The organism is Pandoraea pneumonica (assembly GCF_049918595.1).
GTDB classification, from domain to species: domain Bacteria; phylum Pseudomonadota; class Gammaproteobacteria; order Burkholderiales; family Burkholderiaceae; genus Pandoraea; species Pandoraea pneumonica_A.
The window spans coordinates 912,845-931,061 of record NZ_JBNCRZ010000002.1; the positions used below are offsets into that span (position 1 = coordinate 912,845).

15 protein-coding genes are annotated in these 18,217 nt (G+C 61.4%); 13 read left to right on the forward strand and 2 right to left on the reverse strand.

Annotated elements, in window-relative coordinates; genetic code table 11:
- Positions 1-228 precede the first annotated feature (228 nt).
- The 7 genes from ACPWR9_RS10610 to ACPWR9_RS10640 all read left to right on the forward strand — a co-directional run bounded on the left by ACPWR9_RS10610 (position 229) and on the right by ACPWR9_RS10640 (position 8,734).
- Positions 229-2,202: an AMP-dependent synthetase/ligase gene (locus ACPWR9_RS10610; RefSeq protein WP_426296985.1), complete on the forward strand. Its 1,974-nt coding sequence runs from the start codon at positions 229-231 to the stop codon at positions 2,200-2,202.
- Complete coding sequence (locus ACPWR9_RS10615) at positions 2,184-3,080, forward strand: ABC transporter ATP-binding protein (RefSeq protein WP_426297969.1); 897 nt, start codon at positions 2,184-2,186, stop codon at positions 3,078-3,080. The genes ACPWR9_RS10610 and ACPWR9_RS10615 overlap by 19 nt, the downstream gene beginning before the upstream one ends.
- A 43-nt stretch (positions 3,081-3,123) precedes the next feature.
- Positions 3,124-4,038, forward strand: a complete 915-nt coding sequence (locus ACPWR9_RS10620) for a branched-chain amino acid ABC transporter permease (RefSeq protein ID WP_058378630.1) — start codon at positions 3,124-3,126, stop codon at positions 4,036-4,038.
- A 21-nt stretch (positions 4,039-4,059) separates the two neighbouring features.
- A complete protein-coding gene (locus ACPWR9_RS10625; RefSeq protein WP_426296984.1) occupies positions 4,060-5,136 on the forward strand; it encodes a branched-chain amino acid ABC transporter permease in 1,077 nt (358 codons plus the stop codon).
- 112 nt (positions 5,137-5,248) lie between these two features.
- The gene (locus ACPWR9_RS10630; RefSeq protein ID WP_426297967.1) at positions 5,249-6,544 is read left to right on the forward strand and encodes an ABC transporter substrate-binding protein; all 1,296 of its coding nucleotides are present in this window, start codon (positions 5,249-5,251) and stop codon (positions 6,542-6,544) included.
- Between the two features lie 73 nt (positions 6,545-6,617).
- Positions 6,618-7,430 carry an ABC transporter ATP-binding protein gene (locus ACPWR9_RS10635; RefSeq protein ID WP_150678056.1) on the forward strand — a complete coding sequence of 271 codons (813 nt, stop codon included), beginning with the start codon at positions 6,618-6,620 and terminating at the stop codon, positions 7,428-7,430.
- Between the two features lie 65 nt (positions 7,431-7,495).
- Positions 7,496-8,734 carry a phenylacetate--CoA ligase family protein gene (locus ACPWR9_RS10640; RefSeq protein ID WP_426296983.1) on the forward strand — a complete coding sequence of 413 codons (1,239 nt, stop codon included), beginning with the start codon at positions 7,496-7,498 and terminating at the stop codon, positions 8,732-8,734.
- Between the two features lie 37 nt (positions 8,735-8,771).
- On the opposite strand, the gene ACPWR9_RS10645 is transcribed toward ACPWR9_RS10640, so the two are convergent.
- Positions 8,772-10,112 (reverse strand): PLP-dependent aminotransferase family protein, encoded by a 1,341-nt coding sequence (locus ACPWR9_RS10645; RefSeq protein ID WP_426296982.1) that lies wholly within the window; start codon positions 10,110-10,112, stop codon positions 8,772-8,774.
- 2 nt (positions 10,113-10,114) lie between these two features.
- Between ACPWR9_RS10645 and ACPWR9_RS10650 the strand changes: the two genes are divergently transcribed.
- The gene (locus tag ACPWR9_RS10650; RefSeq protein ID WP_426296981.1) at positions 10,115-10,693 is read left to right on the forward strand and encodes a PaaI family thioesterase; all 579 of its coding nucleotides are present in this window, start codon (positions 10,115-10,117) and stop codon (positions 10,691-10,693) included.
- 403 nt (positions 10,694-11,096) lie between these two features.
- Here ACPWR9_RS10650 and ACPWR9_RS10655 read toward each other — a convergent pair whose 3' ends face one another.
- The gene (locus tag ACPWR9_RS10655) at positions 11,097-12,020 is read right to left on the reverse strand and encodes an alpha/beta hydrolase (RefSeq protein ID WP_426296980.1); all 924 of its coding nucleotides are present in this window, start codon (positions 12,018-12,020) and stop codon (positions 11,097-11,099) included.
- Between the two features lie 361 nt (positions 12,021-12,381).
- Between ACPWR9_RS10655 and ACPWR9_RS10660 the strand changes: the two genes are divergently transcribed.
- The 5 genes from ACPWR9_RS10660 (at position 12,382) to ACPWR9_RS10680 (ending at position 18,211) form a co-directional block, all read left to right on the forward strand.
- The gene (locus ACPWR9_RS10660; protein ID WP_426296979.1) at positions 12,382-13,887 is read left to right on the forward strand and encodes an amidase; all 1,506 of its coding nucleotides are present in this window, start codon (positions 12,382-12,384) and stop codon (positions 13,885-13,887) included.
- A gap of 65 nt (positions 13,888-13,952) precedes the next feature.
- Entirely contained in the window at positions 13,953-15,296 is a 1,344-nt protein-coding gene (locus ACPWR9_RS10665; RefSeq protein ID WP_426296978.1) for an MFS transporter, read from the forward strand.
- 149 nt (positions 15,297-15,445) lie between these two features.
- On the forward strand, positions 15,446-16,177 hold the full coding sequence (locus tag ACPWR9_RS10670; RefSeq protein WP_426296977.1) for a TenA family transcriptional regulator: 732 nt from the start codon (positions 15,446-15,448) through the stop codon (positions 16,175-16,177).
- A gap of 67 nt (positions 16,178-16,244) precedes the next feature.
- Positions 16,245-17,699, forward strand: coding sequence for an aldehyde dehydrogenase family protein (locus ACPWR9_RS10675; RefSeq protein WP_426296976.1), 1,455 nt, complete (start codon positions 16,245-16,247; stop codon positions 17,697-17,699).
- Between the two features lie 32 nt (positions 17,700-17,731).
- Complete coding sequence (locus tag ACPWR9_RS10680; protein ID WP_426296975.1) at positions 17,732-18,211, forward strand: GlcG/HbpS family heme-binding protein; 480 nt, start codon at positions 17,732-17,734, stop codon at positions 18,209-18,211.
- Positions 18,212-18,217 lie beyond the last annotated feature (6 nt).

Sequence of the window (18,217 nt, forward strand, 5' to 3'; positions counted from 1 at the left end):
AGACAAGCATCCACGGTGTTGCTACACGACGCCGAAGCACAAGTATAGAAGCTGCCTGCCGCGCGGCAAAGCGATCGTCACTGCACTACAAGCCAACCAAGAAGCGTCACCAAAAGTTGACGCCAGCAGGATAGGGCGCGCATTGCATCTCATCACGCGCCCGCCGACCGAGCCACGCCACGTCCCCCTCGACGATTGTCGAAACGTGGCGAGACACAGGAGACAGGCATGCAGGAGCGGACCACCTTCCCGCGATTGTTGTTGGCACACGCCGCCACACGTGGCGCCACAACCGCGTACCGGGAAAAAGATCTCGGGATTTGGCAGCGCTGGAGCTGGCAGGAAGCTGCGCATGAAGTGCGCCTGCTCGCCTGCGCACTGGCCGCCGCCGGATTCTCGCGTGGCGACAATCTCGCCATCATCGGCAATAACCGAGTACGCCTCTATTGGGCGATGACGGCAGCACAAGCGCTCGGCGGGGTTGCCGTGCCGCTGTATCAAGATGCCGTCGCGGCAGAAATGATTCACGTGCTCGAAGACGCCGAGATCAACTTCGCTATCGTCGAAGACCAAGAGCAAGTCGACAAGCTGCTGGAGTTGCGCGACAGCGTGCCGCATCTGGCGCACATCATTTACGAAGACCCACGCGGCCTGCGCAACTACGACGCACCGGGCCTGCAATCGTATGCCTCGATGGTGGAGCAGGGACGCGCCTTCGACGCGCAGCATCCGCGCTATTACGACGATGCGGTGGCAGCGGGCGACCCCGAAGATACCGCCACGATTCTTTACACGTCGGGCACGACCGGAAAGCCGAAAGGCGTTTGCCACTCGCACGCGGGGCTAATCGGTGCTGCGCATCACGGCAGTCAATTCGACAAACTCGGCCCGGGCGATGAAGTGCTTTCGTATCTGCCGATGGCATGGGTCGGCGATCACCTCTTCTCGTACGCGCAGGCGCTGGTGGCCGGGTTCACGGTCAACTGCCCCGAGTCGCCCGAAACGGTAGCGACCGATATGCGCGAGATCGGCCCGACGTATTACTTCGCTCCGCCGCGCGTGTATGAAAACGTGCTGACGCAAGTGATGATCCGCATGGAAGACGCGAGCGCGATCAAGCGCAAGCTGTTCTCGCATTTCATGAACGTTGCGCAGCGCTGCGGTGCGGCAGTGCTCGATGACCAGCCGGTATCGATGGTCGATCGCCTGCAATACGCGCTGGGGAACCTCTGCATCTACGGGCCGTTGCGTAACACGCTCGGCATGAGCCGTATCCGCACGGCGTATACCGCTGGTGAAGCGATTGGTCCGGACTTGTTCAAGTTCTACCGTGCGATTGGCGTCAATCTGAAGCAGTTCTACGGACAAACGGAGACGTGCGCTTACGTTTGCCTGCAACCCGACCGTCAAGTGCGCTTCGATAGCGTCGGCCCGGTCGCGCCGGGGATGGAAATCAAAATCGGTGAGAGCGGTGAAGTGCTGGTGCGTGGCGTGGGGTTGCTCAAGGAGTATTACAAGCGCCCCGACGCGACGCGCGAAGCTTTCGACGAGGACGGCTATTTCCGCACCGGCGATGCCGGGATCATCGATGCCGACGGGCATCTGCGCATCGTCGATCGCGCCAAAGACGTGGGCAAGCTGACGTGCGGATCGTTGTTCGCACCGAAGTTCATCGAGAACAAGCTCAAGTTCTTCTCGTATATCAAGGAAGCCGTGGCGTTCGGCGATGGCCGCGACAAGGTGTGCGCGTTCATCAACATCGACATGGATGCTGTCGGCAACTGGGCGGAGCGCCACAACTTGCCGTACGCGGGCTACATCGACCTGGCGGGCAACGAACAAGTCGCCGAGTTGATTCTGGGCTGCATCGAGCAGGTGAATGCCGATCTGGCCAAAGAGTCGGCGTTTGCTGCGGCGCAGATTCATCGCTTCATGATCTTGCACAAAGAACTCGATCCCGATGACGACGAGCTGACGCGCACACGCAAGGTGCGGCGCGCCTTCATCGCGCAGAAGTACGACGTGCTGATCGACGCGTTCTATACGGGCAAGACGGCGCAGTTTATCGAGACGCGTGTGAAGTTCGAAGACGGGCGCGAGGGCAGTGTGAGCGCGACGTTGACGATTCATCCGGCACGGGTACTCGGCACGCGTGCGCCTGTCGATGACCCTGCGCCCGTGGGATTGCGCTGCGCCGCGTAGTTGAACGTAAGGCGGGCGCTCCAAAGCGAACACGTCACTCACAACGTCATCCGAATTCCGCAGGAGCAGGCATGAACGACAAACGCAAGGCCGGCGACGTGTTGATCGACTTGCAGCACATCAGCTTGTCGTTCGGCGGCGTCAAGGCGCTGACCGACATTTCGTTCGATGTGCGCGAGCATGAAATCCGGGCCATCATCGGACCGAACGGTGCGGGCAAGAGCTCGATGCTCAATGTCATCAACGGCGTCTATCACCCGCAACAAGGCACCATCGTCTTTCGCGGACAGGTAGGCCAACGCATGCACCCCACGTCCGCCGCGCGGCAAGGGGTGGCGCGCACCTTCCAGAACATCGCGTTGTTCAAGGGCATGACGGTCCTCGACAACATCATGACGGGCCGCAATACCCGCATGCGTTCGGGGCTGCTCGCCAATGCACTTTGGTGGGGCCCGGCGCGCCGTGAAGAGACCGAGCATCGCGAAAAGGTCGAAGAGATCATCGACTTTCTCGAAATCCAACATATCCGCAAGACCCCGGTCGGTCGCTTGCCGTATGGCTTGCAAAAGCGCGTCGAGCTGGCTCGCGCGCTCGCCGCCGAACCTGAATTGCTGCTGCTCGACGAGCCGATGGCGGGCATGAATCTCGAAGAAAAGCGCGACATGTGCCGCTTCATTCTCGAAGTCAACGAGGAGTTCGGCACGACGATTGTGCTCATCGAACACGACATGGGCGTGGTGATGGATATCTCGGATCGCGTCGTTGTACTCGATTACGGCAAGAAGATCGGCGATGGCCCGCCAGCGGAAGTCAAACAAGACCCCGAAGTGATCCGCGCGTATCTCGGATCGGCGCACGGTGTACCCGCTGCGGCTTGAGCCGCACAGGGTTCGGTCAGGCAATTGCGACTTGGAGACATCGATGCAGTTCTTTCTCGAAATTCTGATCGGCGGGCTGCTCTCGGGCGTGATGTATTCGCTCGTGGCGCTGGGCTTTGTGCTGATCTTCAAAGCGTCCGGGGTATTCAACTTTGCACAGGGCGCGATGGTGTACTTCGCGGCGCTCTCGGTGGTTGGCTTGATGGAGCGGGGCTTGCCGCTGTGGGCGGCAGCCATCGGCGCGTTCGGCGTCATGGTGCTGGTGGGTGCCGCGACCGAGCGCTTCGTGTTGCGCAAGCTGGTGAACCAGTCGCCGATCACGCTGTTCATGGCGACCATCGGTCTGTCGTTCTTCCTCGAAGGCTTGGCACCGCTGCTCTGGGGCAATGAGGTGCGTCCGCTGTCGCTCGGTATCGTCGACGAGCCGATCGCGTCGATCATGGACTCGACGGGGCTGCTGGTGAGCAGCTTCGATTTGGCCGCCGCCGGAATCGCCGCCGTACTCGTTGCACTGCTGGCGTTGTTCTTCAAAGCCACGAGCATCGGCCGGGCACTGCGCGCGGTCGCGGACGACCATCAGGCGGCGCTGTCGCTGGGTATCCCGTTGCAGCGCATTTGGGTGGTGGTGTGGAGCGTGTCGGGTTTCGTCGCGCTCGTGGCGGGCATGCTCTGGGGCTCGCGCAATGGCGTGCAATTCGCGCTGACGATGACCGCGCTCAAGGCGCTGCCTGTGTTAATCCTTGGCGGCTTCACGTCGATTCCCGGCGCGATTGTCGGCGGCCTGATTATCGGCGCCGCAGAGAAGCTTGCGGAGATTTATCTGCCGCAGCTACTGCAAAGCCAGTTCGGCGGCAACTTCGGCGGGATCGAGGGCTGGTTCCCGTATGTCTTTGCGTTGCTGTTCCTGCTCGTGCGCCCTGAGGGGTTGTTCGGCGAGCGCCATATCGACCGTGTCTGACATCTAACGCAGAGGCCACTCATGTTTTATCGCGAAGCGGGACAGTTCAAGACATCGTACGTCGCCGACAGCCAGATTTTCCCGATCCGTCAGGACCGCCTGACGGTGAGCGCGGTGCTGGTGATCGCCTTCGGCATCTTGCCGTGGATTGCCTCCGAATACTGGCTTACGGCCATTCTCGTGCCGTTCCTCGTGTTTTCACTCGCCGCGCTCGGCCTGAACATTCTCACGGGCTACGCAGGGCAGTTGTCGTTGGGGACGGCGGCATTTATGGCCGTCGGTGCCTATGCGTCATACAACTTCCAACTGCGCATCGAAGGCATGCCGATCCTTGCCTCGTTTGCGCTGGGTGGCGTGTGTGCCGCCCTCGTGGGCATCGCGTTCGGTCTGCCGTCGCTGCGCATCAAGGGCTTTTACCTCGCAGTGGCAACGCTCGCCGCGCAGTTCTTCGTGCTGTGGGTGCTGACGAAGTTTCCCTGGCTCTCGAACAACAGCTCGTCCGGCGTGATTACGGCACAGAAAATTTCGATTCTCGGCGTCGACGTCAACACGCCCGTGCGCAAGTACTTGTTTGTGCTGGGCATCGTCTGCGTGATGGCGTTGATCGCGAAGAACCTCGTGCGCTCGCACATCGGCCGGGCGTGGATGGCCGTGCGCGATATGGACGTCGCTGCCGAAGTCATCGGCATTCCGCTGATGCGAGTGAAGCTGCTGGCGTTCGCCGTGAGCTCGTTCTATTGCGGCGTGGCCGGTGCGCTTTATGCCTACTGCTACCTCGGCTCTGTAGAACCGGACGGCTTCTCGCTCGACCTGTCGTTCCGCATCCTGTTCATGATCATCATCGGTGGCGTGGGCAGCATTCTCGGTAGCTTCCTCGGCGCGGCGTTCATCCTGCTGCTGCCGATCTTGCTCGACTTCACCCTGCCGCCGCTCGCCACGTTCCTCCACCTGCCGTTCACCAACGCAACGGTCTCGCATATCCAGTTGATGCTGTTCGGTGGCCTCATCATCTTTTTCCTGATTGTCGAGCCGCACGGTCTGGCGCGACTCTGGCAAATCACCAAGGAGAAGCTGCGCATCTGGCCGTTCCCGCACTGATTTCGATGTATTGACGCACCGGCAAACGGGCGTCGGCTGACCATGTATCGCTATCGATAAGACCACAAGGAGACACAGCATGAACACGAAACAACTGGCGGTATCGCTAGGCATGAGTCTGGTGCTCGGCATGGGCTCGGCGGGGACGGCACTCGCCCAGACCAACGATCAGTTCATTGCGCTGGCCGACTATCGCGTGGGACCGTATGGGGCCAACGGACAGTCGTTCTACGGCGGTTTCATCGACTACCTGCAATACGTGAACATGAAGTACGGCGGCGTGAATGGCGTGAAGCTGTCGTGGGAAGAGTGCGAAACCGAGTACAACAACGCCAAGGGTGTCGAGTGCTACGAGCGCCTGAAGGGCCGTAACCCCGTGACCAAGGGCACGGCGTACCACACCATGGCCACCGGCATTTCGTACGCGCTAATCGACAAGACGGCGACCGATCAAGTGCCGCTCGTGATGATGGGTTACGGCCGTACCGATGCCGTCGACGGCACCGTGTTCCCCTGGGCCTTCCCGCTGGTGACGACGTATCAGATGCAGGCCTCGGCCATCATCAAGTTCCTCGCCGACAAGAACGGCGGCTCGCTCAATGGCAAGAAAATCGTATTCCTCTATCACGACTCGGCCTACGGTAAAGAGCCGATCGTCGCCATGCAGGCGGAGTCGAAGATCAACAAGTTCAACCTGATCGAAATTCCGGTGGCCCACCCGGGCAACGAGCAGGGCGCCCAGTGGCTGCGCATTCGTCAGGAAAACCCCGACTATGTCGTGTTCTGGGGCTGGGGTGTGATGAACCAGACGGCGCTCAAAGCCGCGCAGAAGGTCGGCTATCCGCGCGAGAAGATCATCGGCAGCTGGTGGGCAGGCTCGGAGGAAGACACGATTCCGGCGGGCCCGGCAGCCAAGGGCTACATGAGCGCGACGTGGAACGTGGCGGGCAAGCAAGTGCCGCTGATCGCCGATATCGACAAGGTGGTGTACGGCGCAGGCAAGGGCAATATGCAAGACCCGTCGAAGGTTGGGTCGGTGCTCTATAACCGTGGGGTTTCCGCCGCTGTGGCGACCGTCGAAGCGCTCACCACGGCGCAGAACAAGTTCGGCAAGGGCAAGGTCATGACGCCGGTGCAAGTGCGCTGGGCGTTCGAGAACCTGAACATCGACGGCGCGCGCCTCAAGACGCTGGGCGCGACCGGTCTGCTGCCCGATATCAAGACGAGCTGCCAGGACCACGAGGGCTCGGGCAAGGTTCGCATTCAACAGTGGGACGGCACCAAGTGGGTGATGGTGTCCGACTGGATCGAGGGCAATCGCCGCCTGATTCACCCGTTGTTCGAAGCCTCGGCCAAGCAGTACGCCAAGGAAAAGGGCATGACGCCTGCCTGTTATCAGCAGATGTGATCGGAACGCTCTGCCGCTCTGCGATCAGCGGCGCGGCAGAGCGTCGGCAACAACGACCCCGGAGTTACGCGGCATGGAAGCGAGTTTGCGCGTCAACAATATCGAAGTCATTTACGACCACGTCATCCTGGTGCTCAAAGGGGTGTCGCTGGTCGTGCCTGACGGCAAGATCGTGGCATTGCTCGGCGCGAATGGCGCGGGCAAAAGTACGACGCTCAAGGCCATCTCCAATCTGCTTCAGGCCGAGCGCGGCGAGGTGACCAAAGGCACCATCGACTATCGCGGCGAGCGTGTGGAGAAGCTCACGCCCAACGGGCTGGTCAAGCGCGGTGTCATTCAGGTGATGGAAGGTAGGCATTGCTTCGGGCACTTGACCATCGAAGAAAATCTGCTTACCGGTGCGTACGTCCGTCACGCGTCGCGCAGCGCGCAGCAACACGCGCTGGAGCGCATTTATGCGTATTTCCCGCGCTTGAAAACGCGCCGCAAGTCGCAAGCGGGGTACACGTCCGGCGGCGAGCAGCAGATGTGTGCCATCGGGCGCGCGATGATGGCGCAACCGTCGATGGTGCTGCTCGACGAGCCGTCGATGGGACTGGCGCCGCAAATCGTGGAAGAGATCTTCGCCATCGTGCGCGATCTGAACGAGCGGGAAAACGTGAGCTTTCTGCTCGCTGAACAGAACACCATGGCGGCCCTGCGCTACGCGGACTATGGCTACATTCTCGAAAACGGGCGTGTGGTGATGGATGGCGACGCCGCGTCATTGCGCGACAACGAGGACGTCAAAGAGTTTTATCTGGGTATCGCCAAAGACGGTGCGAGCAGCGAGGGAAGCTTTCGCAACGTTAAGAGCTATCGGCGACGCAAGCGCTGGATTGCGTGAGCTTGCCGCTGAGCATCAACCCGGCTGTCCCTTCGGCTATCAACCCATTCCGTCCCTTCGTCTCTATGAACGATTACTTCGACGCGCTTGAAACCCGTGCCCCGGAAGCTCGCGAGAAGGCGCTGCTGGCGGCGTTGCCGACACACGTCGCGCATGCTCGCACGAACGCCTCGTATTTCACAGAGGTGCTCGGCGCGTTCGATGCGCGCGGCATCGACTCGCGTGCGGCGCTGGCGGACTTGCCGGTGACGCGCAAATCCGATCTGTCGGCCTATCAACTGCGGGTGCCGCCGCTCGGCGGATTGAACGCTACGCCTGTGGGTGGGCTAGCCCATGTGTATCAATCTCCCGGCCCCATTTACGAACCCGATGGGCGTGGCAGCGACTGGTGGCGTTTTGCGCGAGCGTTGTACGCGGCGGGTTTGCGCTCCGGCGATCTCGTCTACAACACCTACTCGTATCACTTCACGCCGGCCGGGATGATGATCGAGACGGGCGCGGCGCGTCTGGGGTGCTGTGTGTTCCCCGCGGGTGTGGGACAGACGACGCAGCAGATCGAAGCGATTCAGCACTTGCAACCCGGGGCATACGCGGGCACTCCGTCGTTCCTGAAGATTCTGATTGAGAAGGCCGAGTCGATCGGCGCCGATATCAGCAGCATTCGACGCGCCTCGCTCTCGGGGGAGGCATTGCCGCCGTCGCTGCGTCAGTGGTTCAACTCGCGCGGGATCAGTGCGCGTCAGTTGTACGGCACGGCGGATCTTGGCTTGATTGCCTTCGAGAGCGATGCGCAGGCGGGGCTGATCGTCGACGAAAACGTCTTGGTGGAAATTGTGGAACCAGGCGGCACAAAACCGGTGGCTGAAGGAGAGACAGGTGAAGTCGTCGTCACGAACTTCAATTCCGACTATCCGTTGATTCGCTTCGCCACAGGAGATTTGTCGGCAGTCGCCGAAGGTATCAGCCCGTGCGGGCGTACCAATATGCGGCTGAAGGGCTGGCTGGGGCGCGCCGATCAGACGGTCAAGGTGCGCGGCATGTTCGTGCATCCGGGGCAAATCGGCGAGATCGGCAAACGGTATCCCGAGCTGGGGCGCATGCGTCTGCGTGTCGAGGGCCGGGTGGGCGACGACCGCATGACGCTGGTGTGCGAGACCACCGCGACGCCGCCTGAGGGGCTTGCAGCCCGCTTGCAAGAAACGCTGCGGGATGTGACGCGGTTGCGTGCCGAGATCGATTTCGTCACGGCCGGAACACTGCCCGACGACGGCAAGCTGGTCGAAGACGCCCGCGCTTACGATTGACGCGTCGGTAGCGGGGCGCATTCCGTGCGCCTCGCGCTCAGATCGGCAGATGCTCGATGATGTGGCGAACTTGCGCCAGTACCGGGCCAACGTCCTCCACGGGCATTGAACTCAGCCCGAGCCGTAAGGCATGCGGCGCATGCGGCGTCGTGGCGTAGGCTTCAGCCTTCGATGCCGCAATGCCATGCGCTGTCAGCGCAGCGGCGACCTGATCCATACGCAAGCCCTCGGGCAATGGTAGCCAGAGGAACTGTGACGATGGATGCGCCACCATTCCCATGCCATGCAGGACTTCGCGCGCGACAGATTGGCGTTGGCGCGCATCTTCACGCTGGAACTGTTCCTGTTGCGCGACAGTGCCGTTGGCCAACCATCGCGTCGCCATCGCGGTCACCAGACTCGGCAGACTCCAAACGCTGGCGCGGACCACGCTTTTAACGCGTGCCGCATGGCTTTGTGGCACTACGACGTAGCCGAATCTCAGCCCGGTAGCCACGCTCTTCGACAGGCTTGACACGTAGATCGTGCGCTCGGGCGCAAGCGTGACGATGGGGGGGGCTGCGTTGTCCACGAGGTAGGCGTAGGTGGCGTCTTCGATGATGAGGCAATCGTAGCGGCGCGCCATTTCGGCCAGTTGCTTGCGTTGCGTCGCACTCAGCACCCAGCCAAGCGGGTTATGCAGCGTGGGCATGACATAGATGGCGCGGATGAGATTGCGGCGGCAAAGATCGTCTAACGCGTTCAGATCGGGGCCGTCGTTGAGGGCGGTGACGGGCTTGAGGGCTAGTGACGACAACGCAGCCGCCATTTTGAAGCCAGGGTAGGTGAGGGCGTCGACTGCCACCGAATCATTGGGCTGAAGAAAGGCGCGCACCGTCACATCCAGCCCTTGTTGTGCGCCGCCCACGAGAAAGACCTGTTCGGCAGTCGTTCGTATCTTGCGTGTTCGCAGCAGATGATCCGCAACGATTTGCCGCTCGTGCAGGCGTCCACCCGGCGGCTGCTGGTGCATTAGTGCACTCAGATCGCCAGATGAGGCGAGGTCTCTGAGCGTCGCACGCAACAGGTCGCTCTGGCCTGCCCATGTCGGATGGTTGAACGAGAGGTCGACGGAATGGGAACTGAGCCGTGCCTCATCGTCTGCGTCCCACTCCCGCTGCATTGGGCGATCGCGCACGAACGTGCCGCGGCCGATTTCGCCGACAACAAGCCCCATGGCCTGCAACCGCGCATAGACCTTGCTCGCCGAAGCAATCGCAATGCCGTGTTGGGCGGCCAACTTCCGATGTGTCGGCAACGCGGTGCCGGGCGGCAGTGCACCACGCCGGATTTCGTTGGAGAGATGCTCAACCACTGCGGTCACAGGAGATTCGGCCATGATTGTACGTAGGACAATTTCTTGATTGTCCGATTCTAGGCAGACAGACTGCGCAGAGCAATCTCAGAATGAGGCCCCTGTTTGCCATGTCCGATATCGACAACGAATCGAACGACTTGCCCGTGTTGAATTTTCTGCGCCGCCAGTTAGCGGGAACGCTGCGCCTAGACGACAAGACGCATATGCGCTATCCGACAGCGATCTCCAACCTGCTTGGCTTTCGCATCGTTGCGATCGACGAAGCGATGGCGGTCATTGCGTTGGATGCGAATGCGGAAATTCATGGCAACCAGCAAGGTACGGTGCACGGCGGTTTGCTGTGCGAGTTGGCCGACGCCGCGATTGGCACCGCGCATTCGACGCTGATGCGCGAAGGGGAGACCTTCACCAGCATCGATCTGAAGGCGACGTTTCTGCGCCCGGTTTGGGTGTCTCGGCTTGAGGCGCACGCATGGGCGACGCATCAGGGACGGACGGTTTCGCACTACCTATGCGAAATCAAACGCGATGATGGGAAGGTGGTGGCGCGGGTGGACAGCGCGGTGATGACGCTGCGGGGAGACCACGCGAAGGGTAGATAGCGGCGCCGAATTTAAACGGTCGATTGAGGTCATCTCTCGCAACTAACGCGTTGCGTTCGGGGTATTTAGCGGGCCAAATCAGTTGGCGCGCGGCATGAGGTATTTCGTCATGCCGCGTCGTTCTCGATGTGCGTTGTTTAACCAGAAATCTAATAGACGCCATACGCCAATGACAACCATGGAATGGGTTTCCCGGCTCACCATACTCGCGCTTGCGCTCTTCGCATTGTGGGTGAGGAAGCGCCCGCAGGTCGTAGATATGCGCACGCCTAAGAAAGCGCCGCCGATGTCAGACCGGAATCAATACATTCTGGGTTCGGCGATTGGCTTGCTGATGTCGTGCGGATTCATTTATTACGCCTATAGTCACGGAATGTTCCGCCCGATCTGCGGCTCGCTTGGGCTATCCGTGTGTAGCTGAGACTGCGTCTTTTAGCACCGTTTTACCCGACGAATCCAACGCCTTCGCCAACGTATCGGCAATCGCTTGCGTGGCATGTCGGTCTACGGTCATCGCAATGTGTCCGGTGTTGGGCAATAACGAAATGGCAACCGGGCCTTTGGCTTCGGCGAAAACACTCGCGTAACGTCCGGGTATCACGAACTCGTCGTCTTCCCCAGCAACGACATGCAGCGGACGATGGACGGCGGCGATGTTCTGGCGATAGTCGGGCAACGCGCGAAAGTTGGTCATGAGATTGTACGAATACGTTTCAGTCAATCGGCCCCGTGCCGCGTCGCTGAGGGCAAAACGAATCACAGGCAAGCTGTTCAGCCAGTGAAGCCCGAAGCGATTCAGTATCGTCAGCACGATCATGCGTGGCATTCCCACACTGACCCAACCGCCGCTGCGAGGCCGCGACGTGGGGGCGTCATGACTGATGAACGGCGCTATGAGGAGGTAGCGATCGAACAGGGACTGCAATCGTCCGCCAGCGATACGTAACGCGAATCCACCGCCGGAGGAGAAGCCCACGAGTGTTTTTGGCAACGGCTCATGAATACCGGCAACGAAGTCCTCCAGATCGTCATCCAACTGGCCCACATAGGCGATGTTCCCCCTGAGGCCGGTCGCGCCGTGTCCGCGAATATCCAGTGCGTAGACCGTGAAACCCCGCGATGCGATGTCTTTCGCCAGCACATGCAGGCTCTTGCTGTCGGCGGATGAGCCGTGAACCAGAATGGCCGCGCCCACGGACGCAGTTCCGTCTTCTTTGCCGCCGTATCGACGATAGGCGAGCGGTGTGCCGTCTCGGGCAATCACACTTGCGACAGGGGGAAGGTCTGAATAGTCCACGCTTTTGAACTGGTCGGCGACACCGGTCATCGGCGTGAGTGCGCCAGGACCACCGAAAACGACAAGCCCGGCGACGATTAGCGCAGCAGCTACGAAATGAGACAGCACGACGATGATGTACGTTGGCACGAAAGGCTCCCGCTAGCGATGGACGGCGCGCAGACGGCGCGGCTTGTGGGAGACAGTAGGGGCGTGGGCCGCCACAGCCTACGGGCGTGCGACCAACGGGGAGCGAACGGCGTAAAGCGGTCAATCCGTGGCGCGAATGGTGTGAGAGCCGCATCAGCATTGAATTTGCGCTCCCTTAAGCACAAACCCTAATCCGCAGGAGCCTTGACAGCGCTAATTTGTCGACCGATGGTATACAGAATACTGAAACGGACATTCCAGCATGTCAGATTCCACGGTCGATACCCGCAATGCAGATACGCCCTCAGGATCGGAGGCGGTGCAAACGCAGTGGCAGTACGCGTCGATAGGTGCCGCTCAGGCAGCACTGGCGCGGCAAGAGGTGACTTCGACCGTGCTGGTCGCGGCTTGCGAAGCGGCCTGGCGCAGCGAGAACCCCCGCCTGAACGCGCTGGTGGTCAGCGATTTCGAGCGCGCCCACGCCGTAGCGAGAGCGCTAGACGCCGCGCGCCGCGCTGGCAACGTGCGAGGCCCGCTACACGGCGTGCCGTTCACGATCAAGGAATCGTTCGATGTCGAGGGTTGGCCGACGACCGTTGGCGACCCGGCGTTCAAAGGGAATATCGCCAAGCGCCACGCGACCGTGATGCAGCGGCTGGAAAACGCCGGTGCCATCTTGCTCGGCAAAACGAATGTGCCGATCTGGCTGCGCGATTGGCAAAGCTACAACGATGTGTATGGCACAACCCGCAACCCGCACGACGTCACGCGAACGCCGGGGGGCTCGTCGGGCGGCAGCGCCGCGGCGGTCTGTGCCGGAATGTCTTTCTTCGACGTCGGTTCGGACATCGGCTCTTCGATCCGTAACCCGGCTCACTATTGCGGCATCTTTTCTCACAAGAGCACGCACGGCCTGGTTCCCCTTGACGGGCATGGGTTGCCGGGCGGCGCTACTTTCCCCGATATCAATGTGGCAGGGCCGCTCGCGCGCAGTGCCGACGACCTGGAATCGGTACTCGCGGCTATCGCCGGTCCCACCGCCGACGCCGCCTGCGCCTTGCGCCTCGAACTGCCGCGTTGTCATGCCACCGATCTGCGCGAGATTCGCTTCGGCATTCTGCCCACGCATCCGGTCGCTGAAGTCGACGCCGAGGTGGAGCAGTGCATCGTGGCGCTCGGCAAGGACCTCGAACGGCGCGGTGCCCACGTGCAGTGGAACGCCCGTCCGGCGCTCGATGCGGCCGAGTTGCTCCGCGTCTACATGCTGTTGTTGCGTGCTGCCACTAGCGGGTACCTCGGCGAGGAGGCCTTCGCTGCATCGGTTTCGAGTGCGGCAGAAGTGGCCGCCGACGACTTGCGATACGCATCGCTGCAACACGTGGGTGCCGTCATGCGCCATCGCGACTGGTTGAAGCTGCAACCCTTACGGGAGCAATTTGCCGCTGCGTGGCGTGCGCTGTTCGAACAGGTCGACGTGCTGCTGTGCCCCGTGGCGGCGACCGCAGCCTTTCCCTTGAACGAGCAGGGCGCGCCTTGGCAGCGCACGCTCGATGTGAATGGGCGGGCGCAGCCGCTCACCACGCAGCTTTTCTGGGCCGGGCACTCCGGTCTGTGCGGTTTGCCCTCGACCGTCGCCCCCGCAGGGCGCACGGCACAGGGGCTGCCAGTGGGCGTTCAGATCGTGGCTCCGCTGTACCACGACCTGCGCTCGATCCACGTAGCCAGATTGCTCGAAGCCGCCGGCTACACCTTCGTACCACCCATCTGAAACGCCGACACCAACGCCCACTTTATCTACCCACAAAACCCACGACACCTAAGGAGGACACCGTTATGTCCTGGCTGAATTCACTGTCGAAGAACGAGAAGCGTGCCTTTGCGGGCACCTTCATCGGCCATACGGTCGACGTCTACGACTTCATGATCTATTCGTTTCTCATCCCGGTGCTGCTCACGACCTGGAGCATGAGCAAGGCAACGGCGGGCAGCATCGTGACTTACACGCTGATTGCTTCGCTGGTGGGCGCCGTTGGCGCAGGGCTGCTTGCCGACCGTTATGGCCGCGTGCGGATTCTGCGCTGGACGATCGCATTGTTCGCGCTTGCGTGCTTTGCCTGTGGCCTGACCAATTCGCCTACCCAACTCGCTGTGTTCCGCATCATTCAGGGGCTAGGCTTCGGCGGCGAGTCGTCGTTGTGCATGGTGTTGGTGATGGAAACCATCCGTAACCCGGCCCATCGCGGCAAGTTCTCGGGTTTTACCGCGAGCAGCTATTCGTTCGGCTGGGCATTGGCAGCGATTGCCTACAGCGTGATTTTCAACTGGTTGCCGCCTGAATGGGCGTGGCGTGTGTGTCTGTTCATCGGCGTAGCGCCTGCGCTGCTCGTGTTCTGGCTGCGTCGTAATCTCGAAGAGCCGGAAGCCTTCACGCGCACGCTCGCCGAACGCGGTGCAACGAGCCCGCTCAAGACGCTGCAAGGGGTATTCAGCGGGAAACTGCTGGCGCGTACGTTCCTGTGCAGCTTGCTCTCGGGCGGCATGCTCGGTGCTTACTACGCCATTGCGACGTGGATGCCGACGTGGCTCAAGACGGAACGGGGTTTGTCGGTTACCGGCACCGGTATGTGGCTCGCCATCACCATCGTTGGCTCGATCGTCGGATACGCCGTCGGCGCATGGTGTACGGACAAGCTCGGCCGTCGTCCGACGTACATCCTGTTTGCGCTCGGTGCGTTCGTGATGAGCATTGCCTACATGCTGATTCCGGCCCCCATGCCCGTCATGATGGTGCTCGGCTTTCTGATGGGCGTACTGATGCAGGGTACCTTTGCGGGCGTCGCCGCGACGATTTCGGAAACCTATCCGCATGAAATTCGGGCGACCGGCTACGGCGTGGCCTATAACGCCGGGCGTGTCATCGGCTCGTTCTTCCCGTTCATGGCTGGCTGGCTTGCCACGGGACACACGACGCTTACGCTCGCCATTCCTATCGTCGCTGCTGTGGGCTACGGCATGGTGATCGTGGCAGCATGGTTGTTGCCCGAGACGAATGGCATCGCGCTCGACGCCATTGAACCTGCTCATGCCGGTACCGCAGGCGCTGCATCGCCTTCCGCCACGGTCGACCACGCGATGGCACGCGCCGTTCCTGTCACCGTTCAAAAAGCCACCGACTAATCTCAACCGTTTTCGCGGGATCTCCCCGCACACCGTAATTCACTGCATTGGCATTTTTGCAAAAACTGTATACAGTGTACAAAAATGACGAAACGAAGCCCGGCATCCCCGATGCATAGGCTTATCCACTTGGAACCAAGGAGTCTGAAATGGCAGAGCTGATGGACCGCGAGACTTTCCGTGCGGCACTCGAAGAAGCAATCAAGGGCAAGAGCGCGAACAAGGCACCGTTCAGCGTGGCGTGGGCCAGCGGCAAGCTGACGCGCGCGCATCTCGCCCGTTGGGCCGAAAACCACTACCACTACGTGGGGCCGTTCGCCGATTACCTCGGCTACCTCTACGCCCGTACGCCCGATCACATGACGGAGGCGAAGGACTTTCTGCTCGCCAACATGTACGAGGAAGAAATTGGGGGCGACCGTCACACCGATCTGCTGATCCGCTTCGCCGAAGCGTGCGGCACGACGCGTGAGCGCGTGGTGGACCCGGACAACATGTCGCCGACCACGCGCGGCCTGCAAAGCTGGTGCTACGCCGTGGCGATGCGCGAAGACCCGGTAGTGGCGGTCGCCGGGCTCGTCGTCGGGCTGGAGTCGCAGGTGCCGTCGATCTATCGCAAGCAAACGCCGACGCTGCGCGACACCTACAAGTTCACCGATGAGGAGGTGGAGTTCTTCGACCTGCACATCGTCTCGGATGAGATTCACGGCGAGCGCGGCTACCAAATCGTGCTGGAGAACGCCAACACGCCGGAGCTGCAACAGCGCTGCCTGAAGATTTGCGAGATCGGTGCGCAAATGCGTCTGCTCTACACGACGGCGCTGTACTACGACTACGTCGAAAAGGAAATTCCGCTGCCTGAGCTCGGGCTCGCGGCCTAAGCGACACCGGTAACCCCGCGCCCGTGCGGCGCGGGTCTTCCAGCCCACTTGTAGGACAGTTGCATTCATGACAACCGTGCCCACGTTTCTGAATTACATCGACGGCGAATGGTGTGCGAGCCGATCGGGCGCCACTTTCGAGAACGTCAATCCCGCGGATACGCGTGATGTCGTCGGCCAGTTTCAAGCCTCGGGCGAAGCCGACGCACAGGCGGCCGTTCGTGCCGCCGCCTCGGCGTTCGCCAGTTGGAAGCGCCTCTCGCTGGGCGCGCGCGCCAAGATCTTGCTGGCCGCCAGTGCCTATCTGGAACAGCATTCCGAGCGTTTTGGCGAAGAACTCACGCGCGAAGAAGGGAAGCAGAAAAACCTCGCGTGCGACGAATTTCTGCGCGCCGCGCAGACGCTGCGCTACTACGCCGTCGAAGCGCAGTCGTATGGCGGTGACACGTTTCCCAACGATGACGCCGACATGGCGGTGTACACGGTGCGCGAGCCGTTAGGCGTCGTGACGGTGATTTCGCCGTGGAATTTCCCTGTCTCGATTCCCGCGCGCAAGATCGCCCCCGCGCTGATCTGCGGCAATACCGTGGTGTTCAAACCGGCGACGGATGCGCCGTTGAGCGGGTTGCGTCTGACGGAAGCGCTCGTGCAGGCGGGCATTCCCAAGGGCGTGCTGAACTTCGTCACCGGGAGCGCCTCTGCCGTCGGGCCGGTACTGGTGAGTGCCCGTGAAGTGAAGGCGATCTCATTCACGGGATCGACCTCTGCTGGCGAGCAAATCCACCGTGCCGCGTCGATGTCCACGCGTACGCAAATGGAACTCGGCGGCAAGAACCCGTTGATCGTACTTGACGAGAAAGACCTCGACCGTGCCGTCGATCTCACGATCAAGGGTGGCTTATCGCTGACGGGGCAGGCATGCACCGGCACGAGCCGCGTGCTGGTGGCGCGCAAGATTCGGGCAGCGTTCGTCGAGCGCCTCGCGGCCCGGACGGCTGCGCTCAAGATCGGCAACGGCTTGCAACCCGGCATCGACATTGGTCCGCTGGCGACGGCAGGGCAATTGCGCACTGTGCTTGAGTACATCGAGATCGGTAAAAGCGAAGCCACGTTGGTCTGCGGCGGACAGCAACTTACGCACGACGCTTATGCCCACGGGTATTTCGTCACACCGGCCATCTTTGCCGATGTGCCGAGGCATGCGCGCATCTCGCGCGAAGAAATCTTTGGGCCGGTCATTGCCGTCATCGATGTTGATGGCTACGAAGACGCCATCGCGGTTGCCAATGACAGCGACTACGGACTTGCGGCTTCGCTGGTCACGCAGGACGCGCGCCTGATGCATCGGTTCGCCAACGACATCGAGGCGGGCACCGTCAAGATCAACCGCACGACCACGGGCAATCTCATCAACGCCCCGTTCGGCGGCCTCAAGCAATCGAGTACGGCGACGTTCCGCGAGTCGGGCCGCGACGGGCTCGAGTTCTATCAGCAGATCAAGACGGTTTACCGCGGCGTCTGACGCCCACCTACTCACGAAATCTCTCACTCGCCATGAAGCCATTTTTCAAACTTGAACTTGCCGAAGCCCGGCACATGATTGCCGCCGCGGTTGCCCGTTCCCAGGAAATCGGCGTCCTCGAATCGATCTGCGTGGTCGATGAAGGCGGATTCCCGCTGGCACTGGAGCGCATGGATGGTGGCCGGATCACCGGGCCGCAGATCGCATGGAATAAAGCCTTTACCGCAGCCGGGCATAAGCGCTCGACGCACCTGTTCACCACGCCGCCCAACGGTCCGGCGTTGCCCGGCAACGAAGCCTTCGGCATTCAGTGGAGCTTCGAAGGAAAGTTCGCTGCGTTCGTCGGCGGCTTCCCGATTGTGGTCGATAAGCAAGTGGTGGGCGGCATCGGCCTGTCCGGCGGCAACGGCGAACAGGACACCCAAGCCGGACTCGCCGGTCTGGCCGCTTTGCAGGCATTGCTGCGCGAGAGCGGGCGCGAAGTGCTCGTGCAGGCCGATATCAAGCTTTGACCGGAG